Below are 21,814 nucleotides of genomic sequence, written 5' to 3' on the forward strand. Positions count from 1 at the left end.
CGCTTGCATTCCAAAAATTATTGTTTTATAATAATTTTGAAGATAATATTATCATAAAACAATAATAATTGGAGGTTTGCTATGAAAACCAATCTACTCAAAACAGCTGGACTATTAGCTGGTTGTGTTCGCTATTTCTTCTATTTCACGATTGCTCTTTATACCATCTTTACATTGGCTGGTCTTGGAGGCGACTCATTTGTGATAGACTCTTGGGAATACACCTTTAACAAACCCATTGACCAGATTAGTGTTTGGCTCATTCTTTTAACGACTGGATTGATTCTAGTTGTCTTAGTAGCACTCAGTCACATTGCCTACCTGATTCAAAAGCTATGCAAGTTATTTCTGGAAGAAGATTATTTCGCTTCAGCTAGTCTGGAACTTTATCAGAAACTCTTCATCAGTTTGCTCATCCTGACTGCTGGGCAATTTTGCCTAACCAGCTTGATCGCCTTGACAAATGCTGCTGGAGCAAACAACTTCCTCAATCTGCGTTGGTCAGATTTCATCCTCAATGCCCTCTTTATCTTCCTGACATATTTTGTCTGGACCTTAGTACAAAAGGGGCAACAACTAGCAACTGAGAACAGCGAGTTTATCTGATATGGAAATGATTCGCGTAAACTTAGACAAGGTCCTCAAAGATCGGCAAATGACTTCCAAGGACCTAGCAGAGCAAGTCGGCATCACCGAAGCCAACCTGTCCATTCTCAAGACAGGCAAGGCAAAAGGTATTCGTTTTAATACCTTGATGAGCATCTGCCGCATCCTAGATTGCCAACCAGGAGATATTTTGGAATATGTGAATGAGGGGGAATAGCATGAACAAAAAGATATTTTTCAACATCGTCATACAGTTGCTAACGTTTATTCGTTATGGATTGATTGCCTTAACGGGACTGATAATGTTGGCACTTCTTATTCTACTTATAGGCGGGAAACCTATTCAAAATAGTCTACAATTAGATGTCCCCTTGCCTATCATTGTTATTATTCTAATCATAAGTATCCTATTGGTAGCCTGCTTTATCTACATGGCCACCATACTCAAAAAATTGCTCATCAACTTTCAAACAGGAACTATTTTCTCAACTGAAAATGTGGTCTATACAAAGATAATTTTAGGAACCTTAATCGTATGGACGAGCATACAATTTGCAAGTGCTTTTTTCCTATCTTACCTAGATTTAAAGAATGTAAGTGATCTATATGATTTTTCACTTAGTGACTACTTCATAAATGGTGTGCTGATTATTATTGCACTACTAGCAAAGATAGTGTTGGAAAAAGGTGTGCTTTTACAAGCTGAAAATGATGAAATTATATAAAGGAGCCCATGATGAAAAAGTATATTTCCCTCATTGCACTCTGCATGATGATACCTTGCTTAAGTGCTTGTCACTCTGTCACTTCAGAAGTGAATAAAGAAGTGCAAAAAGAGCTAACAGCAGCTTCCATTGAAACAGAAAAAGCTCTAAAAACAGATGAACATCTGGCTAAGATTGAGAACTTTCAGCAAATTTTCGAAATCACCGCATCCAAAGGAGAGTTCTCTCTTGAATCTCTTTTCTCTGGTAAGGTCTATTTAATGGCAACAAAAGAAAATCTTGAGAAACTCTCAAAAGAAGAGTTTACTCTGAATGAAAAGAGCTTCTCAACTATCGATGCTGGTAGTAGCAGCGATTTTAATATCCGCTACAAAAATCAAACTTACTTTACTGTTCAAAGCTTATCCGTGCAAGATCTGGAGGATTTCGAATACACCAGATCCTCTTCCACTTCTGCTATTCTTGTCTTCTATCCAGACTAGCAAAAATTCCTCGGTTCTCTTGAATCGAGGAATTTTTTTAATAAGTCGCCAAGCGTTTTTCTAAATGAACTTGCCCAACCGCATAGAGGGTACAAATAAGCCAGTAGATAAGAGCCACACAGATATAGACTGTCATATAATCAGACTTGGCTCCTCCGACAATTTTTGCCTTATTGAAAATCTCCGGAACCGTAATCATAGCAGTTAGGGAAGTACTCTTCACCATGTCTAATAAAACATTACTTAGAGGTGGAAGAGCAATCCGAAAGGCTTGAGGAATGATGATTTTTCGGTAAATCACATTTGTTCTCAAGCCAAGCGACTTCGCTGCCTCCCATTGTCCTTTATCTATTGCTGAAAGAGATGCACGAATAATTTCAGAAATATAGGCACTAGACATTGAGGTAAAGGCAATGATAGAGGCAGAAATTGCATCCAATTGTAGTCCCATAAATGGGAGACCAAAGTAAATGAAGAAGAGAAGAACCATAAGTGGGATACCACGCATGAGTGAGATATGCAGCATCGCTAACCAGCGTAATGGGGTAATCTTGGACATTCGTAACAATGCGACGAAAAAGCCACAAAAAGTCCCTAATGCAAATCCAATCAATGACAAGGAGAGTGTATAAGGTAAGCCTTCCAGAATCTGCGGGATTGCTTCCCACGCAATTTCTGCATTAAATACTGCCTGCCAATTGATATTCATCTTTTCCTCTCTTTTCTTAAAACCTTAAACTGAAACTTAACAATGATCAACATCGACAAGATTGTTGAAGGTTAGCTACTTTTGCTTTTCATTGGGAATTACTCTACATCGATAACTGGCAATTCATCCGCATTTTCAACTGGCACTGTCAAGTCTTGACCACCATAGTATTTCTCAGAGATAGCTTTTAAGGTCCCATCTGCTTTCATAGCCTCTATGGTTTCATCCAGTTTTTCTTTCAAACTATCATCGGATTTGCTCATCACAATCCCTTGTTCTGTAGGGTTGTATTGGGCATCTCCCATTTTCACTTTAATGTCCGGGAAGTTCAATTTCACCCATTGAATCGCCATAACCTGAGTGAAGTAGTCATTTGGAATAAAATCTGTACGACCTGTCGATACATCGCGGAGATACACATCATTTGTCACATTGTCATAAATAACTGGCTCCGCACCTTGTTTTTCAGCAATTTTCATATACTGAGTACCAGCTCCACCACCTGCTTTTTTACCAGCCCAGTCACTTAAGTCTGCAGCTTCAATACCAGAAGATCCATCTTCACGAACGATGTAGCCGCCAACTGAATACTTGTAAGGGATAGAAAAGTTGTACTTTTCCTTACGAGCTTCTGTCATATCAAAGTTATTCACAGAAATATCAACCTTGCCACTATCTACAGCAGTGAATGCTTCTGCTACACCAATTTCTTGATATTCGATTTCAAGATCCAATCGCTTACCAATTTCGTTGATCATGTCAATTTCATAACCAACTAGTTCCTTATTATCATTATAGTATGATGTTGGGAACAAAGTACCTGGTGTTGCTACTTTCAAAACACCGGCTTCTTGCACCTTTTCCCACTGCGTTTGTTCAGCAGAGGAACTATTTGTACTCGAACTACTACTAGAGCATGCTGACAATGCCAGAGCAGAAACCAGAAGCGCTGAGACCAAAATTTTTTTCAACATAAACAATCTCCTTTGGAGCCATTGCCCCTATAATCTTTTTTGGTGTTACCTCACCAACTTTTATAGGTTAACATTTAGAAATCGTTTTTGCAAATAATTGAACCGAAAAATGTATTCCCTTACATTTCCCAACACTTTGAGACCTCCAGAGTTTCAGCCACTTGAAGTAAGATATCTTCTCTTCCTTTTGCAGCTGTCAATTGAACACCTATTGGTAGCCCATTTTTAGCGTAGTAGGTTGGTAAACTGATTGAGGGTTGACCTGTAATATTGGCGTGTTGGGTAAACGGTGTCCAAGCTAAACTATCCTCGAACATGTCCCAAATTAACTGTTGTTGTTCCGACATTGATAATTCTTGCGAATGCAATAAGCGATTTACCATCTGATCTGAGGAAATAAATTGCTCTAAGGTTGGTGCAATATCTGCTACTGTTGGTGTCAACAATAGATCATAGGATTCATGAAAAGTTGCCATTTTTGCACTGTATTGGTCCCAATCTTGCAAGACTTTGGAGTAAAGTTTAGCTGGAATAGTTTGTCCACTTTGATAGATAGCCCATGTCATTGGTTCCATATCCTCCACCGTCATAGGCCGTCCGATAAATGCTTCAATATCGTCAAACATTTGGGCAGTCTCCACGCTATTCATGAGATAATAGGCTTTCATCACCTCAATGCCATCTAAAATTGGTGTTTTTAGCTCTTCCACCTCGTATCCAAGTGCCTCTAACTGTGGTAAAAGCTGGATAACAGCATTTTTTGCATCATTTGAAACTAACGTTCCAATTGGAGCTTGAAGGCTAAAAGCGATTTTAATCGGCTTTGTCATCGGACAAAACAGGGAATCTTTGACTAAGGGAGCAAGTGGAAAGGGAGCCTCAACCTGATAGGTTTGTAAGTGAAAAAGAAGACGCTTGGTATCTCTTATGGATTTGGTCAAAGCAAAATTGCTGGAAGCTCCCTGCCAACCACGATAGGAAGAAGGTCCTACAGGAACTCGTCCTCTACTTGGTTTGAGCCCAATCAAGCCATTAAATGAAGCTGGAATACGAATGGAGCCTCCTCCATCAGAAGCTGCCGCAATTGGGACCATTCCTGAAGCAACTGCTGCCGCTGCACCACCACTAGACCCTCCTGCATTTCGTGTCCTATCAAGTGGTAACCGTACAGGTCCATGAAGACTTGAATCAGAAATATTTTTAAAACCAAATTCAGGTGTATTTGTGCGCCCCAAGATAAGGAAACCCATATTTTTAAGGGCTTGTACAAAATAATCTGTTTGGCTAGCAATGCTAGCTTTAAACAAGCGAGATCCAGATGTAGAAGGTTGACCACTTTCATTTTGCCCCAAATCCTTCAATAGGAGAGGAACACCCAAGAATGGTTTATCTTCACCACCATGACGATCAAGGCTATCTGCTTCAGCTAAGGCAGTTTCATACTGTTTTGAGACAACCGCATTATAAAGAGGATTCAATTTCTCAATGGTTTGGATAGCATCCTCAACTAATTCTCTTGAAGAAATTCGTTTTTCTCTGATTGCTTGGGACATGGCTGTCGCATCTTTAAATTCCATTTGTTACCTCACTTTTCCCTTTAAGGGTAACATGGATAGAAAAAATCAGCAAGTATTCCTTACTGATTTTTCCAATTATAAGTCATCAAATGCATCTTTTACTTTATCAAAGAAGCCTTTTTTCTGTGGTTTTACATCAATATTCCCAGCTGTAGCGAATTCTTTTAGAGCAGCTTTTTGACGATCGTTTAATCCTGTCGGAGTCACAACATTGACAGTAACATACTGATCGCCCATCGCTCCACCACGAATGCTAGGCGCACCTTTTCCTTTTAGACGGAATGTTTTACCAGTCTGGGTACCTTCTGGAATAACCATGTCCACATCACCGTGAACAGTTGGTACATGAACAGTGTCACCTAAAGCTGCCTGAACAAAGTTCAGATTCAATTTATAGTGAATCGTTGTTCCCTCACGCTCAAACTTGTCTGAGGCTTGAACCTGGATAACGACATAAAGATCTCCATAAGGACCGCCATTAAAACCAGCTTCCCCTTGACCTGCTAAGCGAATACGTTGACCTGATTCAACACCCGCAGGGACTTTAACTGTTACTGTATGAGCTTGTTTTTCATGACCAGTACCATGACAAGTTGTACATGGGTCTTTGATTTGTTTCCCACGACCGTGACAGACATCACAAGTCATTTGGCGACGCATGGTTCCAAGAGGTGTTTGTGTATCCACATTAATGACACCAGAACCATGACAGCGACCACAGGTTACTGGACTAGTTCCTGGTTTTGCACCAGAACCTGAACAGGTCCGGCAGGTTGCTTCACGATTGTAGGAAACTTCTCGTTCCACACCAAAAATCGCTTCTTCAAATTTCAAGTTGACTGCATACTGCAAATCATCCCCTTGACGAGGTGCATTAGGATTACGGCTTGCACCGCCTCCACCAAAGAAGCTTGAGAAGATATCTTCAAAACCGCCGAAACCAGCTCCATCAAATCCACCAAAACCACCTGCTCCACCACCGAAGCCACCATTGGCTCCTGCAGGACCATATTGATCATAGGCAGCCCGTTTTTGAGGATCGCTCAAAGTTTCATAAGCCTCTTGAACTTCCTTATATTTATCCTCCGCACCCGGATCCTTATTAATGTCTGGATGGTATTTTTTTGAAAGCTTCCGATATGCTTTTTTTATCTCGTCCTGAGAAGCATCCTTAGAAACCCCCAGACGATCGTAAAATTCAGTATTATTCATAATTTATGATACAAAAGGCGTTAAGAAAACCGTATGAAAATAGGAAACTGATGACGCAGTGTGTAAAACATACTAGGAAGTTTATCTTTTTCACTAGGTTTTTAGCCTGTGTTCGAATAAACGAACTTGTATTCCTTTCTTTGAAATGTTGAAAGTAGCCCGTGTTCGATTACGAACACTTTCCTTTTTATAAAACTTAGACCAAGTGAAAATAGGGAGTGAAAGTGCCCAGTGGACACTTTCAGCCCTGTCATACAAAAACAATAAGCGACAGGTATTTCTCAAAAAGTCTATCCCCAGACTTTTTGACTTTTTCACAGAGTCGTAGACGTATTCAATTCTGTAAAAGTTAGAAGGCTATTTACCCAAAAACAGAGGCTGGGTTGCAACCTCTGTGATCGGAAATTTTATTGACGAATGATTTCTATTTTCTAGAAAATGAGAACTGAGTTCGAGCTAAGAACCTTAGCCGCAGTAGCGGTAACCGTTAACTGATGAGCTACTTTTAGTAGCCAACAGTTTTGGTGTCCTCACTTCCGAATTTCCATTCTCGAGAAGATGAGAATTGAGTTCGAGCTAAGAACTTCGGAAAAAAGATAACTTTCCTTGAATGCAAGCATTCAGCGTCAAGTTCCTATTTTTCTGTCGTTCTTTTAACGCTCTCACATCTTATTTTTCAGTAAACTCGCCGTCTACGACATCATCGCCTGCGTTATTAGCTGTTTGGGCACCTTCTTGGCCTGCGGCTGCTTGTTGTGCTGCTGCAGCTTGCTCGTAGAGTTTCACTGCAAGAGCTTGAGCTTTTTCGTTGAGGTTTTCAAGTTTAGCCTTCATGTCGTCCAAGTTGTTAGCTTCTTGAGCTGCTTTCAACTCATCAAGAGCTGCTTGGGCTTGGTCGCGTTCTGCGTCAAAGCCTTTGCCTTCAGTTTCTTTAAGAGTTTTCTCAGTCGCAAAGATTGCTTGGTCAACATCGTTACGAAGATCCACTTCTTCCTTACGTTTCTTATCTGCTTCAGCGTTTGCTTCTGCATCTTTCATCATGCGGTCGATTTCTTCATCTGTCAAACCTGAGTTAGACTGGATAACGATGGTTTGTTCTTTTTGTGTACCAAGGTCTTTAGCTTTTACAGAAACGATACCGTTCTTGTCGATATCAAATGTTACTTCGATTTGTGGAATACCACGAGGTGCTGCAGGGATGTCAGTCAATTGGAAGCGACCAAGAGTCTTGTTGTCCGCTGCCATAGGACGCTCACCTTGAAGTACGTGGATGTCAACAGCTGGCTGGTTGTCTGCAGCAGTTGAGAAGACTTGTGATTTAGAAGTTGGGATAGTTGTATTACGGTCGATGAGTTTTGTAAATACGCCACCCATTGTTTCAATACCAAGTGATAATGGTGTTACGTCAAGAAGGACAACGTCTTTCACATCACCAGTAATAACACCACCTTGGATAGCCGCACCCATAGCAACGACTTCGTCAGGGTTTACTGATTTGTTTGGCTCTTTACCTGTTTCAGCTTTAACAGCTTCTACAACAGCTGGGATACGAGTTGAACCACCGACAAGGATTACTTCGTCAATTTCTGACAAGCTAAGGCCTGCATCTGAAAGGGCTTGACGAACAGGAACTTTTGTACGTTCTACAAGGTCATAAGTCAATTCATCAAATTTCGCACGAGTCAATGTCATTTCCAAGTGAAGCGGACCAGCTGCACCTGCAGTGATGAACGGCAAGCTGATTTGAGTTGATGTTACACCTGAAAGGTCTTTCTTAGCTTTTTCAGCCGCATCTTTCAAACGTTGAAGAGCCATTTTGTCAGCTGACAAGTCGATGCCATTTTCTTTCTTGAATTCTGCTACCATGTGGTCGATAATCTTTTGGTCGAAATCATCACCGCCAAGTTTGTTATCACCTGCTGTAGCAAGTACGTCAAAGACACCGTCACCGAGTTCAAGGATAGACACGTCGAATGTACCACCACCAAGGTCGAATACCAAGATTTTCTCGTCTTTGTCAGTCTTATCCAAACCATAAGCAAGGGCTGCTGCAGTTGGTTCGTTGACGATACGTTCTACTTCAAGACCAGCGATTTTACCAGCGTCTTTTGTTGCTTGACGTTGAGCATCGTTGAAGTAAGCTGGAACAGTGATAACGGCTTTAGTTACTTTTTCACCAAGGTATTCTTCAGCGTAGCCTTTCAAATATTGAAGGATCATAGCTGAAATTTCTTGTGGTGTGTATTCTTTGCCGTTTGCTGAAACTTTTTCAGAAGTTCCCATTTTTGATTTGATAGAGATGATGGTATCTGGGTTGGTTACCGCTTGGCGTTTTGCCGCATCACCAACGATGATTTCACCATTTTTGAAAGACACAACAGACGGAGTTGTGCGGTTTCCTTCTGGGTTTGCGATGATTTTTGATTCAGTTCCTTCAAGAACTGCAACTGCTGAGTTTGTTGTACCTAAGTCAATACCGATAATTTTAGACATATGTTTTACCTCTTTTTAATTTACTTTCTTTTCAAGTAGTTTAACGACTTTTCGGTCAAGTTTTTTATTATTTTGGAAAATAGCAGAGCGACCTTAGTGTTTCAGTTTGCTTTTAGTACTAGGCAACGAGCCGAAGACAGTACTGGAGTACGGCAAGGCGAGTTCAAATAATCTCTTTTATTTGAAGTTGGAAATAAGGAAACGGAGTTTCCTCTGCCGTCGAAGTAATTAAAGATAAACTGGAAAACTAAGTTATTCTGACACCACCACCATAGCCGGTCTCAACAGACGTTCATGCAACTTGTAGCCTTTTTGGAAGACTTGTGCGATGCGTTCTGCTGGGCAGTCGTCTGTAGCTGGGACTGTTTGAATGGCCATGTGAAGATTTGGGTCAAAGACATCTGTAGCGACTTCTTCCACCCCTTCTTCTTTAAGGGCTTGAATCAAGCTTTCCTGCACCATTTCCAAGCCTTTTTTGACATCATCAGTCAATCCTTCGACTTGAAGCGCGCGTTCCAAGTTATCCAAACTTGGCAAGATTTTCTTAGCTAAATCTTGCGAACGGTAACGTTGAATGGTTTGGCGTTCCTCGTTGGCACGACGTTGGATGTTTTGCATTTCAGCATGGGCACGGAGGTACTTGTTTTCAAATTCCTCTGCACGCTCGTTTGCCAAGTCCAATTCTGATTTTTCAGGAGCTTCGACAACTTCTTCTGTTGTTTCCACCTCCTCAACAATTTCTTCATTTTTGATTTCTTCTGACAAGTTGTTTACCTCTTCACTTTCTATTATTACTTTAACAAATAATAAACCGAGTTCGGGCTAGAAACTGAGAAAAAGATAGATTTTCTTGTGTCTGATGACACCGTGTCAATCTCCTATTTTTCAATCGTTTCCTTCACGCCGTCACATCTTAATTAACTTCATAATGATTACTACTCAAATATCTGTAGTAATCAGTTAATTTCATAAATAGGACGCGGCTGATGATGTTGATTAGGCTCATCTGCCTACGATAGTCCATGTCAACAGGACCAAGCAAACTCATCTGAGCCATACCCCGATAGGGGATAGGAAAGCGATGATGAATCACCGTTATGTCTGCAAGAGCTGGATCTCTGTGCTCGGCTATCACAATGCTGGACTGCTGATTCGGTGCCAATCCTTGTCGTAGTTCTGGCGCCAGAAGTTGTGGGCTATCCAATAATTGGTAGGTAGCAAGATTTCCATAAGTTAGCGAAGCAACTTTGCCACTAATAAAGACTGTTTCTTGAAATAAGTTTGAAAAAATGTAATCCATCAAATCTAAGACATTGTCCGTTGTAGTAAAGTATCGCTGTACCACTTGAGGTATTTCCGTCCGCAATTTATAGTGAATAGACAGAACTGTCTGTCCAACAAATCGTTCATCAACTAGGCGTTTTAGTACTTCCAAATCCCTTGATAAAAAGTTCTTCGGAATCGCAAATTGGACAGTGACTGGCTTGGACTGATCTAGTGTCAAAACTGCCAAAGCATCGTGATTACTTAGCTGTACTATATCAAAGGAAGTCAACTGTTGACTGGTCGGCTCCACATCTAAAATAACTGATGTGTATTCTGTCAAATCTGCTAAAACCTGACTGGCCCGCTCCAATATATCTTCTAGTTTAAAAGCTTCAAAATCGAAAGCCTTAACTACCTGATAGACATCTTCCTCATCAATATACTCTAAATTCAGTGAATGATTTACAAAATATTGAAAACCAGCTCGACTCGGTATCCGTCCACTAGACGTGTGTGCTTTTTCCAAAAGGCCTAATTGCTCTAACTTAGCCATATCATTTCGAATCGTTGCTGAGCTAGAAGAAATCATCTCCTGCAGAGCTTTAGAACCAACGGGCTCATGATAGCGCGTAAACAATTCAACAATCAAGTTTAAAATGTCATTTTGACGTTGGGTAATCATCTTCGCTCCTTTCATGAACACTGTTTTAGTTACGATCAATGAAAATCGACAGTAGCCTAGGAAGCGAAGCCGAATGTAGAACTGAGGTTCACAAAGGCAAGCAGACAACGGATAGTGTTGACTTTCGAAGAGCGTTAGCACTCTCTTGTAACGAGTGCTAAGCTATATACTCTCATTATACGCTGAAAAAATAGATTGTCAAGAGAAAAAGACAAAAAATTAGCACTCTTTTGCTTAGAGTGCTAAAAATCAGTCTGAGGACCTAGTTGTTTTTTACAAGTCGATAAAAACGGTATCCAATCAACAGCACGAGAGGGATATAGATAGCGGAAAGAACAAGCGTAAATACATCATTATGCTCATTCAGATTCATCCCTATCAAAATGAAATAAAGTCCTAAGGATAGTAGAAAGCGTCTTTGGATGATTGTTTTAACAAATACCAGCTTGCTTTCCCTATCACCGTATATCTCAAGATCTCCCTTTACAGCTGCCTTCCTAAAAATAACGAAGCTTTGGCATGATGTGACAAATTCCCAACCATAGTCCTCGTACATGCGTAGATAGGATTCTCTATCCTTGTTTTTTCTTTCTTTAAAATCAACTTGGTAGGCGACATCTTCTGGCTCACATTTTTCAAAATGATAAAAGAAGTTCCAACGAATTTTAGTTAGCCTCCACCCTTTCCGATGCATTTCAGTCAGATACTGCGCCTGCTGATTGAAATCCGTGATAAAAAATACTTTACACTCTGTCTTAGTCTCCATAACTTTCCCCCTTACTATTTCGATAGAGCCGTTCAATTCGAGCCAATTCTATGTCTAAAATTTCTCGACCTGTTTCTGTTATTTGGTAAAACTTTCGCTTGTCTTCTTCTCTGACAAAGGCAATCAATCCATCTTTCTCCATTTTCGACAGGGCGCCGTACATGGTCCCAGGGCTAATCACAACCTGACCTGCCGTGACTTCCTTGGTCTTCTGGGTAATATCATAGCCATGCCGTTCTTCCTGTAAATGAAAGAGAATATAAAAGGCTGTCTCTGTCATGGGAACATAGATGCGTTTTAACTTATCGTTCATAAAACTCCTTTCGCACTACGATACATCGAACTTCGATGTATTTATTATATCGCACCTCGATGCACTTGTCAAGAAAAAAATCAGAGAAAACTCCCTGATTTCATTTCTTGATTATTTTAGAAAATGGTGTTTTATGTGTCGTAATAAAGTTTTCAAGCCAGCTAGCATCATCGCTCTCCGTCGCTACTTCTTCCCTTTCCTCATCCGTGTCTTGTTCTTCATCGTCTGAAAAATCGACTTTTCCAAACAGAACTACCTTGCCCTCCGTTTCAGCACTTGCTGAACTGCTATTAGTTGTTAGAAGCCCAAAAGTTACAAAACCTAGCATTGCAAGAGCACCTAAAACAAGTAATTTCTTCATCATTATTTCCTCCAAGATAATTAAGAACCTGTATTCACAGTTCAGCACTTCTAACTAGGCTAGTTTTTCAGCTACTCACCGCTCGTTTTTTCAAAATACAGTTAGTATTCCCTCAAAAAACTGCCTTGATTAGCGAAAAACCATCTCTTCTCTAAAAGCACTTTTCTTGTGAATACAGTTTCTAAACATTGTTTTGTAAAGTTGTAAAACTTACAAGTATTATCTTACAGGAAATGACGAGCCACTTAAAATTCATTACATATCTGTAACTTTCTCAATTTCCTTATTGATCTGGTGGATTAAATCATAGCAATCTAAAAATTTGGCAATATGCAGGCATTCCTTCATTATTTCTAGGCCACCATCATTTCCATTCATGTAGGACAAGCGTGCTTTTAGAAGCTTAAGCAGCAAGCGATCCCGCATATTCTTTTCCATGATATTGACAGAGTCAAGAATTTTGAGAAAGCGAATCGCAGCAATCTCCTCTCCCCTATCTAACAAACTGCTCGAAATATTGATGAGTACCTTATAGACATTATCTCTGTTTTCTGTGATATCCATATAAAACTTTGTTCGATTGAGAACTTCCATTCCCAGAACTTCCAACATCTTGCTAGGAAGACCTCTGCTACAATTTCCGAAAATCCAGAGTTCAAATTTCCCCCAATCATCTATGGACATTAAGTAGTCTGATAGAATTGCTTTTTCATCCTCAGAAACATCATAATCAGGATCGCACCATTGTTGCTTAAAAATATGAAAGGCCGCAACCATCACCCTATCAAACGGACGTCCATCCCTATCATACTCTGCTTGATGGTACAAAATTCTATCATCCATATACTGAGCATTATGACTATAAACTGCACGGACAAATTCCTCTGATGAAAACAAATTATCTATCTGAAAGTAGGACTGGTAGAGGGTAGAAAATTCGCCCTCTACCACATTCATCCGTCTCAAGCAATAAAAAAATGTATCTACAGAAAGATTGCTCTTTCCATTTTCAAAGCGTGATAACTGAGCAGGTGTCACGAAATCCCCTGCCACTTCTTTTAGAGACATATTTTTTGATTCACGAATGATTTTAAAAATTTTTCCGTAAGTTCCCATTATATTCTCCACGCGTTACATTTATGTAACGAAATTCGCTAACTTTTGAATCTAGTATATCATAGATTTATCATTTTTTATAGAAAGGCAGGTAGTTATGGCATCTCTCTTATCTACCCAACAATTATCAAAGCAATATGGAAAACAAAAGGCCGTTCAGCAGGTTTCTTTAACGATTAATAAAGGAGAAATCTGTGGCTTAGTCGGTGAAAATGGTGCTGGGAAAACAACGCTTCTCCGAATGATATCGGGCCTCATTTCCCAAACTTCAGGTACCATTACTAGTTCAAAAGATTGTCGTATTGGAGCTTTAATTGAATCCCCTGCTCTACAACCCAATTTATCTGCAATCGATAATCTTCGTTATATGGCTCTGCAATTAAATCTCAAGCAAGCTGATGAAAAAATATTAGAGACATTAGCAATTGTTGGTTTAGAGGATGTGGATCCTAAGAAAAAATCCAAAGATTTTTCACTGGGAATGCGTCAACGTTTAGCCATTGCCTTAGCTATCCTAGATGACCCTGATTTTTTAATCCTAGACGAACCGATTAATGGTCTTGACCCTGTTGGAATCAAAGAGATGAGAAGTATTATTTTAAATCTTCGAAATCAGTATGGGATGACCATCCTTATCTCCAGTCATATCCTATCAGAGCTTGAGATGGTGGTTGATCGATACATTATTATGCATAAGGGCCTTATCGTCAAAGAATTCTCAAAGCAAGAGCTTGAACAAACCCTAGAAGAACAGCTCTATCTACAAACGAACAACCATCCTAAGACATTTACTATCCTTGAAGAGCAGGGCATCGCTTACAAAATAGATAAGGATTATATCAGTCTGTCATCAGATACGAATGTTATGAGCCTCATTCATCTCTTGATAAACCATGAGATTGAGGTCAACGAAATTTTTAAACAACAAATGTCATTTGAAGATTATTATCTGACATTGCTTCAAGAAGGAGAAGAGCATGATACATTACTTTAAAGCTGATTTATTTAAGATTCAAAAAGAACAGAGATTAACGGTTTCATTGGGAGTCTTGGCTTTACTGTCCTTTTTATCCGCTTTTTTGCTGCATGGCAACGAAGACTTCACTAGCTCTCTGATTCAATTGCTTTCTCAATTTATCACACTATTTTTTATCGTTCCAGCCAACCTATTCTTTGGAGAAGATTTTACTTACCGTACCATCAATCATATTATTATCAAGCAACAAACAAGAAAAGGAGTATTTTTCTATAAAGTCTTAGCAACCCTTGTCCTAGATCTCGCTTATATCCTTCTAGCCTATTTATTGAGTAGCAGTGTTGGCTTACTTCTAGGTGATCCTGTTGATGTTGCAGTGATAATACACAGTTTCATTGTTCAAACACCTTTATTTATCTGTATCTCTCTGTTATCCATCCTGATATTTGTCAAGTCCAATAAGGTCAATCAAGCCTATCTTGCCTTTAGTTTAATTAGCCTTCTTTTTGACAATATCACGAACCTCATTACTAGTAACCTACTCCATATGAAATTACCAACAGATTATTTTCTATTTTTTTCGCTTCAACAAGGAGAACATATTACACGGCTATCCATGGGTGTTAGCTTTATGGCTACTATACTATATCTCTATCTGAGTTACTTTATCTTCAGCAGGAAAGAGTTAAAATGATGTAACTTAGATTTCATATATAAAAAACAGGTATGTCACACATCCGAAAAAACGTATGACATACATGTTTTCATTTCACATTTATTTCCCTTGAGCTATTAATTCTGCTCCTCGCTGGCGATAGGACATGTCCCCAAATGATTCAATGGTGAATGATCCATTCTCATACTTGAGAACTGTAATTGAGCCATTATCCAACACAACATTTGCCCCCCTCTCAGGGTCGAGTAGATGAGCGAGTGTGGCTATCGTCATACCATGACTAACAACCAAGGCATTGCCCCCACCTTGCTTTTCCAAGTCTAGAGCAATCGATTCAAAACCTGTCAAAATACGATTGCTGAGCACTTCCCATGATTCAGACCAACCAGCTGTGTCTGCTTCTTGAATCCCTGTCGCTATTTCTGCAAATGACATTCCATTCGTATCCACAGTTCCTTTCAAGCGAGGAAGAACTCCTTGAAATAGTTCAGCATCATACATACCCTCAAAACTACCAAAACACCATTCACGGATGCGTTTGTCCTGATAATATGGAATTTTCCCTAATTTTTCCAATTCCCGCAAAGCAATGGTCATCGTTTGAACTGTTCGTCCTAAGTCGCTTGACACAGCTAATTTGAAATCAACTCCGGCATCTTTCAGTCCAAGGCCTAACTCACGAATACCTTCTTCTCCCTTTTTGGTAAGAGGCGTATCACACCAACCTTGTACCCGACCAATTGTATTAAACATCGTTTTTCCATGACGGGAAATGTATAATCTTACGTCTGCCATAGTATTCTCCTTGTCATTTCTTACTATATAGTATAACAAAAAACCGACTGCTTGGGCAATCGGTCTACGTTTTTTAATTCTTAAAACTATGAATTGGCGCAGGAATCTGACCACCTCGGTTGATAAAATCAACAGAAGATGCTTGGTTGACTTTCATAACAGGAGCTGTTCCTAGAAGACCTCCAAATTCGATCATGTCACCTTCCTTACCCAATGGAATAATACGGACTGCTGTTGTTTTTTGATTAATTACCCCAATGGCTGCCTCATCTGCAATCATTGCAGCAATGGTTTCGGCTGGAGTCGTTTCTGGAATGGCAATCATGTCCAAACCGACAGAACAAATCGCAGTCATAGCTTCTAATTTTTCAAGATTGAGCGATCCACTTTGTACCGCTGCAATCATCCCTTCATCTTCAGATACAGGAATGAATGCGCCTGATAAACCACCTACTTGGTTACAAGCCATAACGCCACCTTTTTTCACCGCATCATTTAGTAAAGCAAGTGCAGCTGTTGTTCCATGTGTGCCAACGGTTTCCAATCCCATTTCCTCCAAGACACGCGCAACAGAGTCCCCGACAGCAGGTGTTGGAGCAAGTGAGAGGTCAACGATACCAAATTTGACCCCCAAACGTTCGCTCGCCATATTGCCCACTAGCTGACCGATACGAGTTATTTTAAAGGCTGTTTTCTTCACTGTTTCAGCTACTACATCAAAGCTCTCCCCGCGGACTTTTTCCAGAGCACGCTTTACTACACCTGGCCCAGAAACACCCACATTAATAACGACATCTGCCTCACCAACACCATGGAAAGCGCCAGCCATAAATGGATTATCTTCAACCGCATTCGCAAAAACCACCAACTTAGCAGCACCCATCTCAGAAGCTTCAGCTGTTTCCTTGATAATTCTTCCCATATCTCTCACAGCAGTCATGTTGATACCGGACTTTGTCGAACCGATATTAACCGATGAACAAACCTTTGAAGTCTGTGCTAAGGCTTGTGGAATGGAGTTGATCAGAATTTCATCACCTTTTTGATAGCCTTTTTGAACAAGAGCTGAAAAACCTCCGATAAAGTCAATTCCGATTTCATTAGCTGCCTTGTCCAAAGCATGAGCCAATGGGAGATAATCGGTCGCATCAGTCGCCGCACCAATTAAGGCAATCGGCGTTACAGACACACGTTTATTGACAATAGGAATCCCTAATTCTGCTGCTATTTCATCCCCAACCGAAACCAAATTTTTTGCCTTGGTCACAATTTTAGAATAAACTTTCTCAGCAGCTTTTTCAATGTCAGGATCAATACAATCTAAAAGAGAAATTCCCATAGTAATCGTCCGAATATCGAAGTGCTGTTCCTCGATCATGGCAATCGTTTCAGTTACCTGTCTAATATCCATATAAAAATTACTCTCCTTATAGATTGTGCATCGCATCAAAAATTGCTGCACTTTGAATATTGATTTTAACGTTTAAAGCCTCACCGTAAGCTTCCAATTCTGCACGAAGCTTCGTAAAGTCCTTCTTTTCTTCGGCAGATACCAAGGCCATCATAGTGAAATACTGGTCTAAAACGGTTTGAGAAATATCATCAATATTCAGTCCTAATTCTGCAACTTTTCCTGCTACACCAGCTACAATACCCGATTTGTCTTTACCAACAACTGTAATAATTGCTTTCATTTGTTTACCTCGATATAATTTTTTATTATTCTACCACAAATCTCATAAAATCGAAAGAAATGTTAAAAAAAAGGACAGAATATCCGTCCTTTGCTAACATTCATCTATTTTTTAGAACGTTGACCGTACAACTGCCAGTCAATACCACGTGCTTGACACCAATGTTGTACAGATGCAGGCAAGATAAGATCTGTCTTCCTCAACGATGCAATATCTTTTGCACCTAGGAGAGTCATAATATCACGAATTTCACCGTTCATAACCGACAAATCATAAAAAGCCTTCTCCATTTGGTCCATTTTACCATCTTTTACATATTGTAAGATACGGTTAGATAATCCGACTAAATCAGCTCCCAAGGCAAGTGATTTCACAATATCAAATGGATTTTTTATTCCTCCAGACGCTATAATTGCTGGACGCTGTTCGATTGGAAGACTAGCTGCTTCTATCAACGATTCAACCGTAGACTGACCCCATCCTTCCAAATATGTAAACTCATGAAAAATGCGGCGCGCATTCTCAATCTTAGCAAAGTTTGTCCCACCTGTACCAGAGATGTCAACTGTTTCGACTCCGACTGACTTCAATTGCGCTATGGTTTCACGACTCATACCGAAGCCAACTTCTTTAACAATAACAGGAACCTCTAAGCCTCTTACAAGCGACTCAATATTCTTCAACCACATTGAAAAATCGCGATCACCTTCTGGCATAATTACTTCTTGAGGAGCATTGATATGAATTTGAATAGCATTTGCTTCTAAGAGATCAATTGCGCGTTTAGCACTTTCAACATCATGGTGAGCACCTAAATTTGCAAAGATAATACCATGTGGGTTTTCACGACGCAAAACCGAAAATGTCTTTGCTACACTTGGATCCTTAATCGCTGCACTCACTGACCCAGAAGCAATTGCGATTTTACTGACATGTCCAATAATTCCCAGCAATTGATTGATTTGACCTGTTTTTTCACTCCCGCCTGTCATGGCATTGATAAAAAATGGTCTGTCAAACTCTAAGCCTGCTACCTGTGTCTTTATTGAAACATCCTCAATCGCCATTTCAGGTAATGAATGGTGAACAAAACGTGTTTGGGCAAAATCCGCTGCAGATGCATCATTATATTGCAAATCAGCTAATGCAACATGCTGATCTTTACGGTTTAATCCTTCAATTCGTTGATAGATCATATTCTCTCCTAATTTCTTTCTGCAATCGTTAAGGGAAGTGGAAAAATTCCTGCCTGCTCCCAAATAATTTGGATAGCTTCTTTTTGCTCTTGGCTGTCAACTAAACAAATACCACAGTCGCCACCTCCCGCTCCTGATGACTTTGCTACGGCACCATTTGCTTCTGCACTATCACAAAGTTCCGTCAACAAAGGAGTTTCAATGGTCAGACCCATATCTTCCGAAAATTTTCGCAATAAATAGCGATTGCGAGTAACGGCCTGTTTTATACAAGGTATATCTTTATTTTGGCAAGCCCATACCAACTGCTCTACACATACTTTAGAATCATTCAAAAACTGGGAATGAATTTCTTCCTTAGACTGCTGCGTTTTTTTGCTCTCCATATGCGATACTAGGTGCGTTGTCGAGGCAGCAGATCCTGTCCAACCAACTAGTAATTCCAATGGTGCTGGCAACCCAATCTGCTTAATCTGCAAATCTTTCCAATCACTTGCAAGAAGATTACTCAAACCTTGCACAGACATCTGCTCCGATAACCAGGATTTATCAAGAGAATAGTAAGCGACAAGTCCGCGAAAACTAGACGCCGCCAAATCTCCATGCGAGCCCGTCATATTCAATCTTGCCTGAGTCAAAACAGACAATTTGAAAACCAATAAAGGATCCAATTCGTAACCATAATAGAGCAGTATGGCTTCAACAGTCGCAACCGTTACAGCACCTGATGAACCTAGACCATATTTAGTCCCAGAATCTTGGTCATCCAATTCTGATTGAATCGTTACACTGTAGTAGCCCTGACATGATATGCCTTGTTCACGCAGGAATTCTTCTGATACTTGTAAAGCTGTCGAAACAATCTGATAAGGATTTTCTTCCGAAACAAGAATCTGTTCATTTGTGCGGTGCCATATTAAAAACATATCAGACTGCTGGGTAGAGTGAATCATTCCACTTTCAGCTGACTCAATACTAACCGTTAAATAACGGTCAACTGCTGCTATCACTGCTGGGTTTCCTGACTCAACCACCGCATATTCTCCAGCCAAAAACAATTTACCTGGAACCTTGGTCACTACCTTCATGTTCTAAACTCTTTTCAAAATTTTTTTGTGATGCGTGCCACTCTTCCTCGCTTAAAATATAGGCAGCAGGACCTGGCTTACTGGTAATGATTTTTTCTCTTGGAAAAATCTGAGATAGTTCATTGACAAATTCATCCATCTCACTTTCACGGCAGAGAACTTTAACATTTGGTCCAGCATCCATCGTCATATATGCTGACAAACCAGTCTTTTCACGAACCTGACGAACAGCCTCTTGAGCAAGCAAACTATCTGCCGTCCAATAGGTAAAAGGGGGATTCGCGGAAAGGGTTGTTGCATGCATTTTCATACCATTGTGTTCTGTAATTTGACCAAGTGTCTCAAAATCACGATTAGCAATGGCCACTTTGATATCTGCCAAATCTGATTGGGCGGTCTCCACCCAAGCGGAATAAAAAGGCGAAGTAGCAACTGTATGGTCCATTCCTTCTCGACTTGCAATTTTTTTAGGTCCGGTATTTACAGCCAAGACAATCATGGCAATATCCCAGTCAGCATCATCAATTGGGCGAGCCATGGAATCTTCAGATTCAGTACCCATATCCCACTCGACAAAGCCACCAAATAGGCTACGTGTGCTTGACCCAGACCCTCTCCTTGCAAAGGTTGAAAGCTGAGCTGGTGACAAATCGAGATGTAAAGCAGTTGACGTTGCAAGTGCCAGAGCCGCAAAGGCCGATGCAGAACTTGCCAAACCAGCAGCAGTAGGAACAAAATTTAGACTTTCAACTCGAGCAAAATTCCCTTCACCTATATATTCGCGAAATAAATCCAAAAAACGAGAAATTTTTAAAATTTCTTTTTCATTTTGTACATTTCCATTGAGATAAAATTCATCACCTGTCAATTCTGAGTCAAAAACAACTTTTGTATCCGTATAAAAAGCATCCAGTGTCAAGGACAAACTGGAGTTCATAGGTAAAAATAGCTCCTTATCTCGTTTCCCCCAGTATTTAATCAAAGCGATATTTGTATGGGCGCGGGCAATTCCTATTTTTTTAGTCATTGATTTCTCCTAAATATTGTATCCATGTCTGGCGAGCACCAGATCGCTCTAATGTTTGAGCTATTTTTTGAGCGTCTTCTGCATTTTTTGCCAATGCAATCATGCAACCTCCTCGACCACCACCAGTTAATTTAGCCCCGAGTGCTCCGGAATCTTGAGAAATGCGTACTAGTTGATCAAGACTGGGATCAGATACACCTAATTCTTGCAGAAGAACATGAGCTTGATTCATTTTACTTCCTAGAAGCTCTGCTTGGTCAGTTGCTAAATCTTCTTTAGCCAGTTTCGCTAAGCTTCCGAGTTCCTCAACAAACTTCATCGCCTCTGGCTTTTTCTCCAACAAATCCGCGACATCTGAAATAGCTTCTAAGGTATTTCCTGTCACACCAGTATCTGCCACTACTAGATAGGCACTGAGTTTGAGTTCTAGTGGCTCTATAGGCTGATTTTTAATAAAAAAGACAGGTGACTTACCACTTGTGGTTGCTGCGTCTATTCCCGACGGATTTCCATGAGCTATTTTTTCCGAGGATTGAACAATTTCCCACAACTCCTTATCGGTCAATATTTTTTCATAATGCGCAAATAGAGCCCGTGCTACAGCAACTGCCACCGCTGCACTTGAACCCATTCCTCTTTCAGCAGGAATAGTCGAGCTAATTTTAATGTGAATGGCCGGATCTGTTGGCGCTCCGATACGATATAGTGAAAATCGTATAGCATGTTTGAGGCTTTCCCATATTTTGGGCATCTTATGGACAAGGCCCTTATAAAAATTACAGTCGACACTTAGAGCCTCTCCCTGAGCTGTTACTTTGGCAATAATTTCTACAGCAGAAAAAGGCATCGCAATCGCTGGCTGCCCATAAACCACTGAATGCTCGCCCATCAATATAATTTTCCCAGATGCTTTTCCTATTGCCGACATTTTATTCTCCTTATACAATCAGTTCTATTATACCATTTTTACAAAAGAATTGAAGATACGAAAACAGCCGACCATTGCCGACTGCTTTCTAGGAGATTATATGAAAAAGAAGTTGTTTGCTATTTCTAGCTTGAAGATAGTATAGCTCGGGA

The 21,814-nt window shown here is 40.2% G+C and carries 24 protein-coding genes; 6 read left to right on the plus strand and 18 right to left on the minus strand.

Features of this window, described 5'->3' with window-relative positions:
• The first annotated feature begins 81 nt into the window (after positions 1–81).
• The 4 genes from L6410_RS08830 to L6410_RS08845 are packed head-to-tail and all read left to right on the plus strand — an operon-like array spanning position 82 to position 1,813.
• Positions 82–606 (plus strand): hypothetical protein, encoded by a 525-nt coding sequence (locus L6410_RS08830; protein ID WP_237395352.1) that lies wholly within the window; start codon positions 82–84, stop codon positions 604–606.
• Between the two features lies 1 nt (position 607).
• Complete coding sequence (locus tag L6410_RS08835; protein ID WP_024397039.1) at positions 608–823, plus strand: helix-turn-helix domain-containing protein; 216 nt, start codon at positions 608–610, stop codon at positions 821–823.
• A gap of 1 nt (position 824) precedes the next feature.
• Positions 825–1,331: a DUF2975 domain-containing protein gene (locus L6410_RS08840; protein ID WP_237395353.1), complete on the plus strand. Its 507-nt coding sequence runs from the start codon at positions 825–827 to the stop codon at positions 1,329–1,331.
• An 8-nt stretch (positions 1,332–1,339) separates the two neighbouring features.
• Positions 1,340–1,813 carry a hypothetical protein gene (locus L6410_RS08845; protein ID WP_237395354.1) on the plus strand — a complete coding sequence of 158 codons (474 nt, stop codon included), beginning with the start codon at positions 1,340–1,342 and terminating at the stop codon, positions 1,811–1,813.
• Between the two features lie 37 nt (positions 1,814–1,850).
• Here the strand turns inward: L6410_RS08845 and L6410_RS08850 are convergent, their stop codons facing one another.
• The 11 genes from L6410_RS08850 to L6410_RS08900 all read right to left on the minus strand — a co-directional run bounded on the left by L6410_RS08850 (position 1,851) and on the right by L6410_RS08900 (position 13,282).
• Positions 1,851–2,522 carry an amino acid ABC transporter permease gene (locus tag L6410_RS08850; protein ID WP_024397036.1) on the minus strand — a complete coding sequence of 224 codons (672 nt, stop codon included), beginning with the start codon at positions 2,520–2,522 and terminating at the stop codon, positions 1,851–1,853.
• 98 nt (positions 2,523–2,620) lie between these two features.
• Entirely contained in the window at positions 2,621–3,496 is an 876-nt protein-coding gene (locus tag L6410_RS08855) for a transporter substrate-binding domain-containing protein (protein ID WP_237395355.1), read from the minus strand.
• 119 nt (positions 3,497–3,615) lie between these two features.
• A complete protein-coding gene (locus L6410_RS08860; RefSeq protein WP_237395356.1) occupies positions 3,616–5,073 on the minus strand; it encodes an amidase in 1,458 nt (485 codons plus the stop codon).
• Positions 5,074–5,148: 75 nt separating this feature from the next.
• A complete protein-coding gene (gene dnaJ / locus L6410_RS08865; protein ID WP_172016887.1) occupies positions 5,149–6,285 on the minus strand; it encodes a molecular chaperone DnaJ in 1,137 nt (378 codons plus the stop codon).
• Between the two features lie 669 nt (positions 6,286–6,954).
• Complete coding sequence (dnaK, locus tag L6410_RS08870) at positions 6,955–8,778, minus strand: molecular chaperone DnaK (RefSeq protein WP_002943084.1); 1,824 nt, start codon at positions 8,776–8,778, stop codon at positions 6,955–6,957.
• A gap of 252 nt (positions 8,779–9,030) precedes the next feature.
• Positions 9,031–9,543: a nucleotide exchange factor GrpE gene (gene grpE / locus L6410_RS08875; RefSeq protein ID WP_024397033.1), complete on the minus strand. Its 513-nt coding sequence runs from the start codon at positions 9,541–9,543 to the stop codon at positions 9,031–9,033.
• 148 nt (positions 9,544–9,691) lie between these two features.
• Positions 9,692–10,726, minus strand: coding sequence for a heat-inducible transcriptional repressor HrcA (hrcA, locus tag L6410_RS08880; protein ID WP_160863720.1), 1,035 nt, complete (start codon positions 10,724–10,726; stop codon positions 9,692–9,694).
• Between the two features lie 262 nt (positions 10,727–10,988).
• On the minus strand, positions 10,989–11,492 hold the full coding sequence (locus L6410_RS08885; protein ID WP_024397031.1) for a DUF2812 domain-containing protein: 504 nt from the start codon (positions 11,490–11,492) through the stop codon (positions 10,989–10,991).
• Positions 11,482–11,805, minus strand: a complete 324-nt coding sequence (locus L6410_RS08890) for a PadR family transcriptional regulator (protein WP_024397030.1) — start codon at positions 11,803–11,805, stop codon at positions 11,482–11,484. Before L6410_RS08890 ends, L6410_RS08885 begins: the two co-directional genes overlap by 11 nt.
• Before the next feature lie 100 nt (positions 11,806–11,905).
• Positions 11,906–12,169 (minus strand): hypothetical protein, encoded by a 264-nt coding sequence (locus tag L6410_RS08895; protein ID WP_024397029.1) that lies wholly within the window; start codon positions 12,167–12,169, stop codon positions 11,906–11,908.
• A gap of 252 nt (positions 12,170–12,421) precedes the next feature.
• Positions 12,422–13,282: an Rgg/GadR/MutR family transcriptional regulator gene (locus L6410_RS08900; protein WP_237395357.1), complete on the minus strand. Its 861-nt coding sequence runs from the start codon at positions 13,280–13,282 to the stop codon at positions 12,422–12,424.
• A gap of 97 nt (positions 13,283–13,379) precedes the next feature.
• Between L6410_RS08900 and L6410_RS08905 the strand changes: the two genes are divergently transcribed.
• Together L6410_RS08905 and L6410_RS08910 are read left to right on the plus strand one after the other, a co-directional pair.
• Positions 13,380–14,276 carry an ATP-binding cassette domain-containing protein gene (locus tag L6410_RS08905; RefSeq protein ID WP_237395358.1) on the plus strand — a complete coding sequence of 299 codons (897 nt, stop codon included), beginning with the start codon at positions 13,380–13,382 and terminating at the stop codon, positions 14,274–14,276.
• Positions 14,260–14,952 (plus strand): ABC transporter permease, encoded by a 693-nt coding sequence (locus tag L6410_RS08910; RefSeq protein WP_237395359.1) that lies wholly within the window; start codon positions 14,260–14,262, stop codon positions 14,950–14,952. Before L6410_RS08905 ends, L6410_RS08910 begins: the two co-directional genes overlap by 17 nt.
• Positions 14,953–15,033: 81 nt before the next feature.
• Here the strand turns inward: L6410_RS08910 and L6410_RS08915 are convergent, their stop codons facing one another.
• The 7 genes from L6410_RS08915 to mvk form a co-directional block, all read right to left on the minus strand.
• A complete protein-coding gene (locus tag L6410_RS08915) occupies positions 15,034–15,729 on the minus strand; it encodes a histidine phosphatase family protein (protein WP_237395360.1) in 696 nt (231 codons plus the stop codon).
• A 73-nt stretch (positions 15,730–15,802) separates the two neighbouring features.
• Positions 15,803–17,140, minus strand: a complete 1,338-nt coding sequence (locus L6410_RS08920) for a PFL family protein (protein WP_024391417.1) — start codon at positions 17,138–17,140, stop codon at positions 15,803–15,805.
• Between the two features lie 16 nt (positions 17,141–17,156).
• Positions 17,157–17,423 (minus strand): ACT domain-containing protein, encoded by a 267-nt coding sequence (locus L6410_RS08925; RefSeq protein WP_024397024.1) that lies wholly within the window; start codon positions 17,421–17,423, stop codon positions 17,157–17,159.
• Positions 17,424–17,527: 104 nt separating this feature from the next.
• On the minus strand, positions 17,528–18,619 hold the full coding sequence (gene fni / locus L6410_RS08930; protein WP_172055583.1) for a type 2 isopentenyl-diphosphate Delta-isomerase: 1,092 nt from the start codon (positions 18,617–18,619) through the stop codon (positions 17,528–17,530).
• Positions 18,620–18,627: 8 nt separating this feature from the next.
• A complete protein-coding gene (locus L6410_RS08935) occupies positions 18,628–19,707 on the minus strand; it encodes a phosphomevalonate kinase (RefSeq protein ID WP_024403519.1) in 1,080 nt (359 codons plus the stop codon).
• Positions 19,679–20,734, minus strand: coding sequence for a diphosphomevalonate decarboxylase (gene mvaD / locus L6410_RS08940; RefSeq protein WP_024403520.1), 1,056 nt, complete (start codon positions 20,732–20,734; stop codon positions 19,679–19,681). The genes L6410_RS08935 and mvaD overlap by 29 nt, the downstream gene beginning before the upstream one ends.
• A complete protein-coding gene (mvk, locus tag L6410_RS08945) occupies positions 20,727–21,662 on the minus strand; it encodes a mevalonate kinase (protein WP_237395361.1) in 936 nt (311 codons plus the stop codon). Before mvk ends, mvaD begins: the two co-directional genes overlap by 8 nt.
• Positions 21,663–21,814 lie beyond the last annotated feature (152 nt).

Source organism: Streptococcus parasuis (assembly GCF_021654455.1).
GTDB classification, from domain to species: domain Bacteria; phylum Bacillota; class Bacilli; order Lactobacillales; family Streptococcaceae; genus Streptococcus; species Streptococcus parasuis.

Bases quoted from the DNA above. Each gene is read 5' to 3' on its own strand.
- L6410_RS08920 (WP_024391417.1), bottom strand. From the start codon at position 17,140: ATGGATATTAGACAGGTAACTGAAACGATTGCCATGATCGAGGAACAG.
- L6410_RS08840 (WP_237395353.1), top strand. From the start codon at position 825: ATGAACAAAAAGATATTTTTCAACATCGTCATACAGTTGCTAACGTTT.
- L6410_RS08915 (WP_237395360.1), bottom strand. From the start codon at position 15,729: ATGGCAGACGTAAGATTATACATTTCCCGTCATGGAAAAACGATGTTT.
- L6410_RS08890 (WP_024397030.1), bottom strand. From the start codon at position 11,805: ATGAACGATAAGTTAAAACGCATCTATGTTCCCATGACAGAGACAGCC.
- dnaJ (WP_172016887.1), bottom strand. From the start codon at position 6,285: ATGAATAATACTGAATTTTACGATCGTCTGGGGGTTTCTAAGGATGCT.
- L6410_RS08855 (WP_237395355.1), bottom strand. From the start codon at position 3,496: ATGTTGAAAAAAATTTTGGTCTCAGCGCTTCTGGTTTCTGCTCTGGCA.
- L6410_RS08905 (WP_237395358.1), top strand. From the start codon at position 13,380: ATGGCATCTCTCTTATCTACCCAACAATTATCAAAGCAATATGGAAAA.
- L6410_RS08895 (WP_024397029.1), bottom strand. From the start codon at position 12,169: ATGATGAAGAAATTACTTGTTTTAGGTGCTCTTGCAATGCTAGGTTTT.
- L6410_RS08830 (WP_237395352.1), top strand. From the start codon at position 82: ATGAAAACCAATCTACTCAAAACAGCTGGACTATTAGCTGGTTGTGTT.
- L6410_RS08910 (WP_237395359.1), top strand. From the start codon at position 14,260: ATGATACATTACTTTAAAGCTGATTTATTTAAGATTCAAAAAGAACAG.
- L6410_RS08845 (WP_237395354.1), top strand. From the start codon at position 1,340: ATGATGAAAAAGTATATTTCCCTCATTGCACTCTGCATGATGATACCT.
- fni (WP_172055583.1), bottom strand. From the start codon at position 18,619: ATGATCTATCAACGAATTGAAGGATTAAACCGTAAAGATCAGCATGTT.
- mvk (WP_237395361.1), bottom strand. From the start codon at position 21,662: ATGTCGGCAATAGGAAAAGCATCTGGGAAAATTATATTGATGGGCGAG.
- L6410_RS08835 (WP_024397039.1), top strand. From the start codon at position 608: ATGGAAATGATTCGCGTAAACTTAGACAAGGTCCTCAAAGATCGGCAA.
- hrcA (WP_160863720.1), bottom strand. From the start codon at position 10,726: ATGATTACCCAACGTCAAAATGACATTTTAAACTTGATTGTTGAATTG.
- L6410_RS08860 (WP_237395356.1), bottom strand. From the start codon at position 5,073: ATGGAATTTAAAGATGCGACAGCCATGTCCCAAGCAATCAGAGAAAAA.
- L6410_RS08885 (WP_024397031.1), bottom strand. From the start codon at position 11,492: ATGGAGACTAAGACAGAGTGTAAAGTATTTTTTATCACGGATTTCAAT.
- mvaD (WP_024403520.1), bottom strand. From the start codon at position 20,734: ATGACTAAAAAAATAGGAATTGCCCGCGCCCATACAAATATCGCTTTG.
- L6410_RS08850 (WP_024397036.1), bottom strand. From the start codon at position 2,522: ATGAATATCAATTGGCAGGCAGTATTTAATGCAGAAATTGCGTGGGAA.
- L6410_RS08900 (WP_237395357.1), bottom strand. From the start codon at position 13,282: ATGGGAACTTACGGAAAAATTTTTAAAATCATTCGTGAATCAAAAAAT.
- L6410_RS08925 (WP_024397024.1), bottom strand. From the start codon at position 17,423: ATGAAAGCAATTATTACAGTTGTTGGTAAAGACAAATCGGGTATTGTA.
- L6410_RS08935 (WP_024403519.1), bottom strand. From the start codon at position 19,707: ATGAAGGTAGTGACCAAGGTTCCAGGTAAATTGTTTTTGGCTGGAGAA.
- dnaK (WP_002943084.1), bottom strand. From the start codon at position 8,778: ATGTCTAAAATTATCGGTATTGACTTAGGTACAACAAACTCAGCAGTT.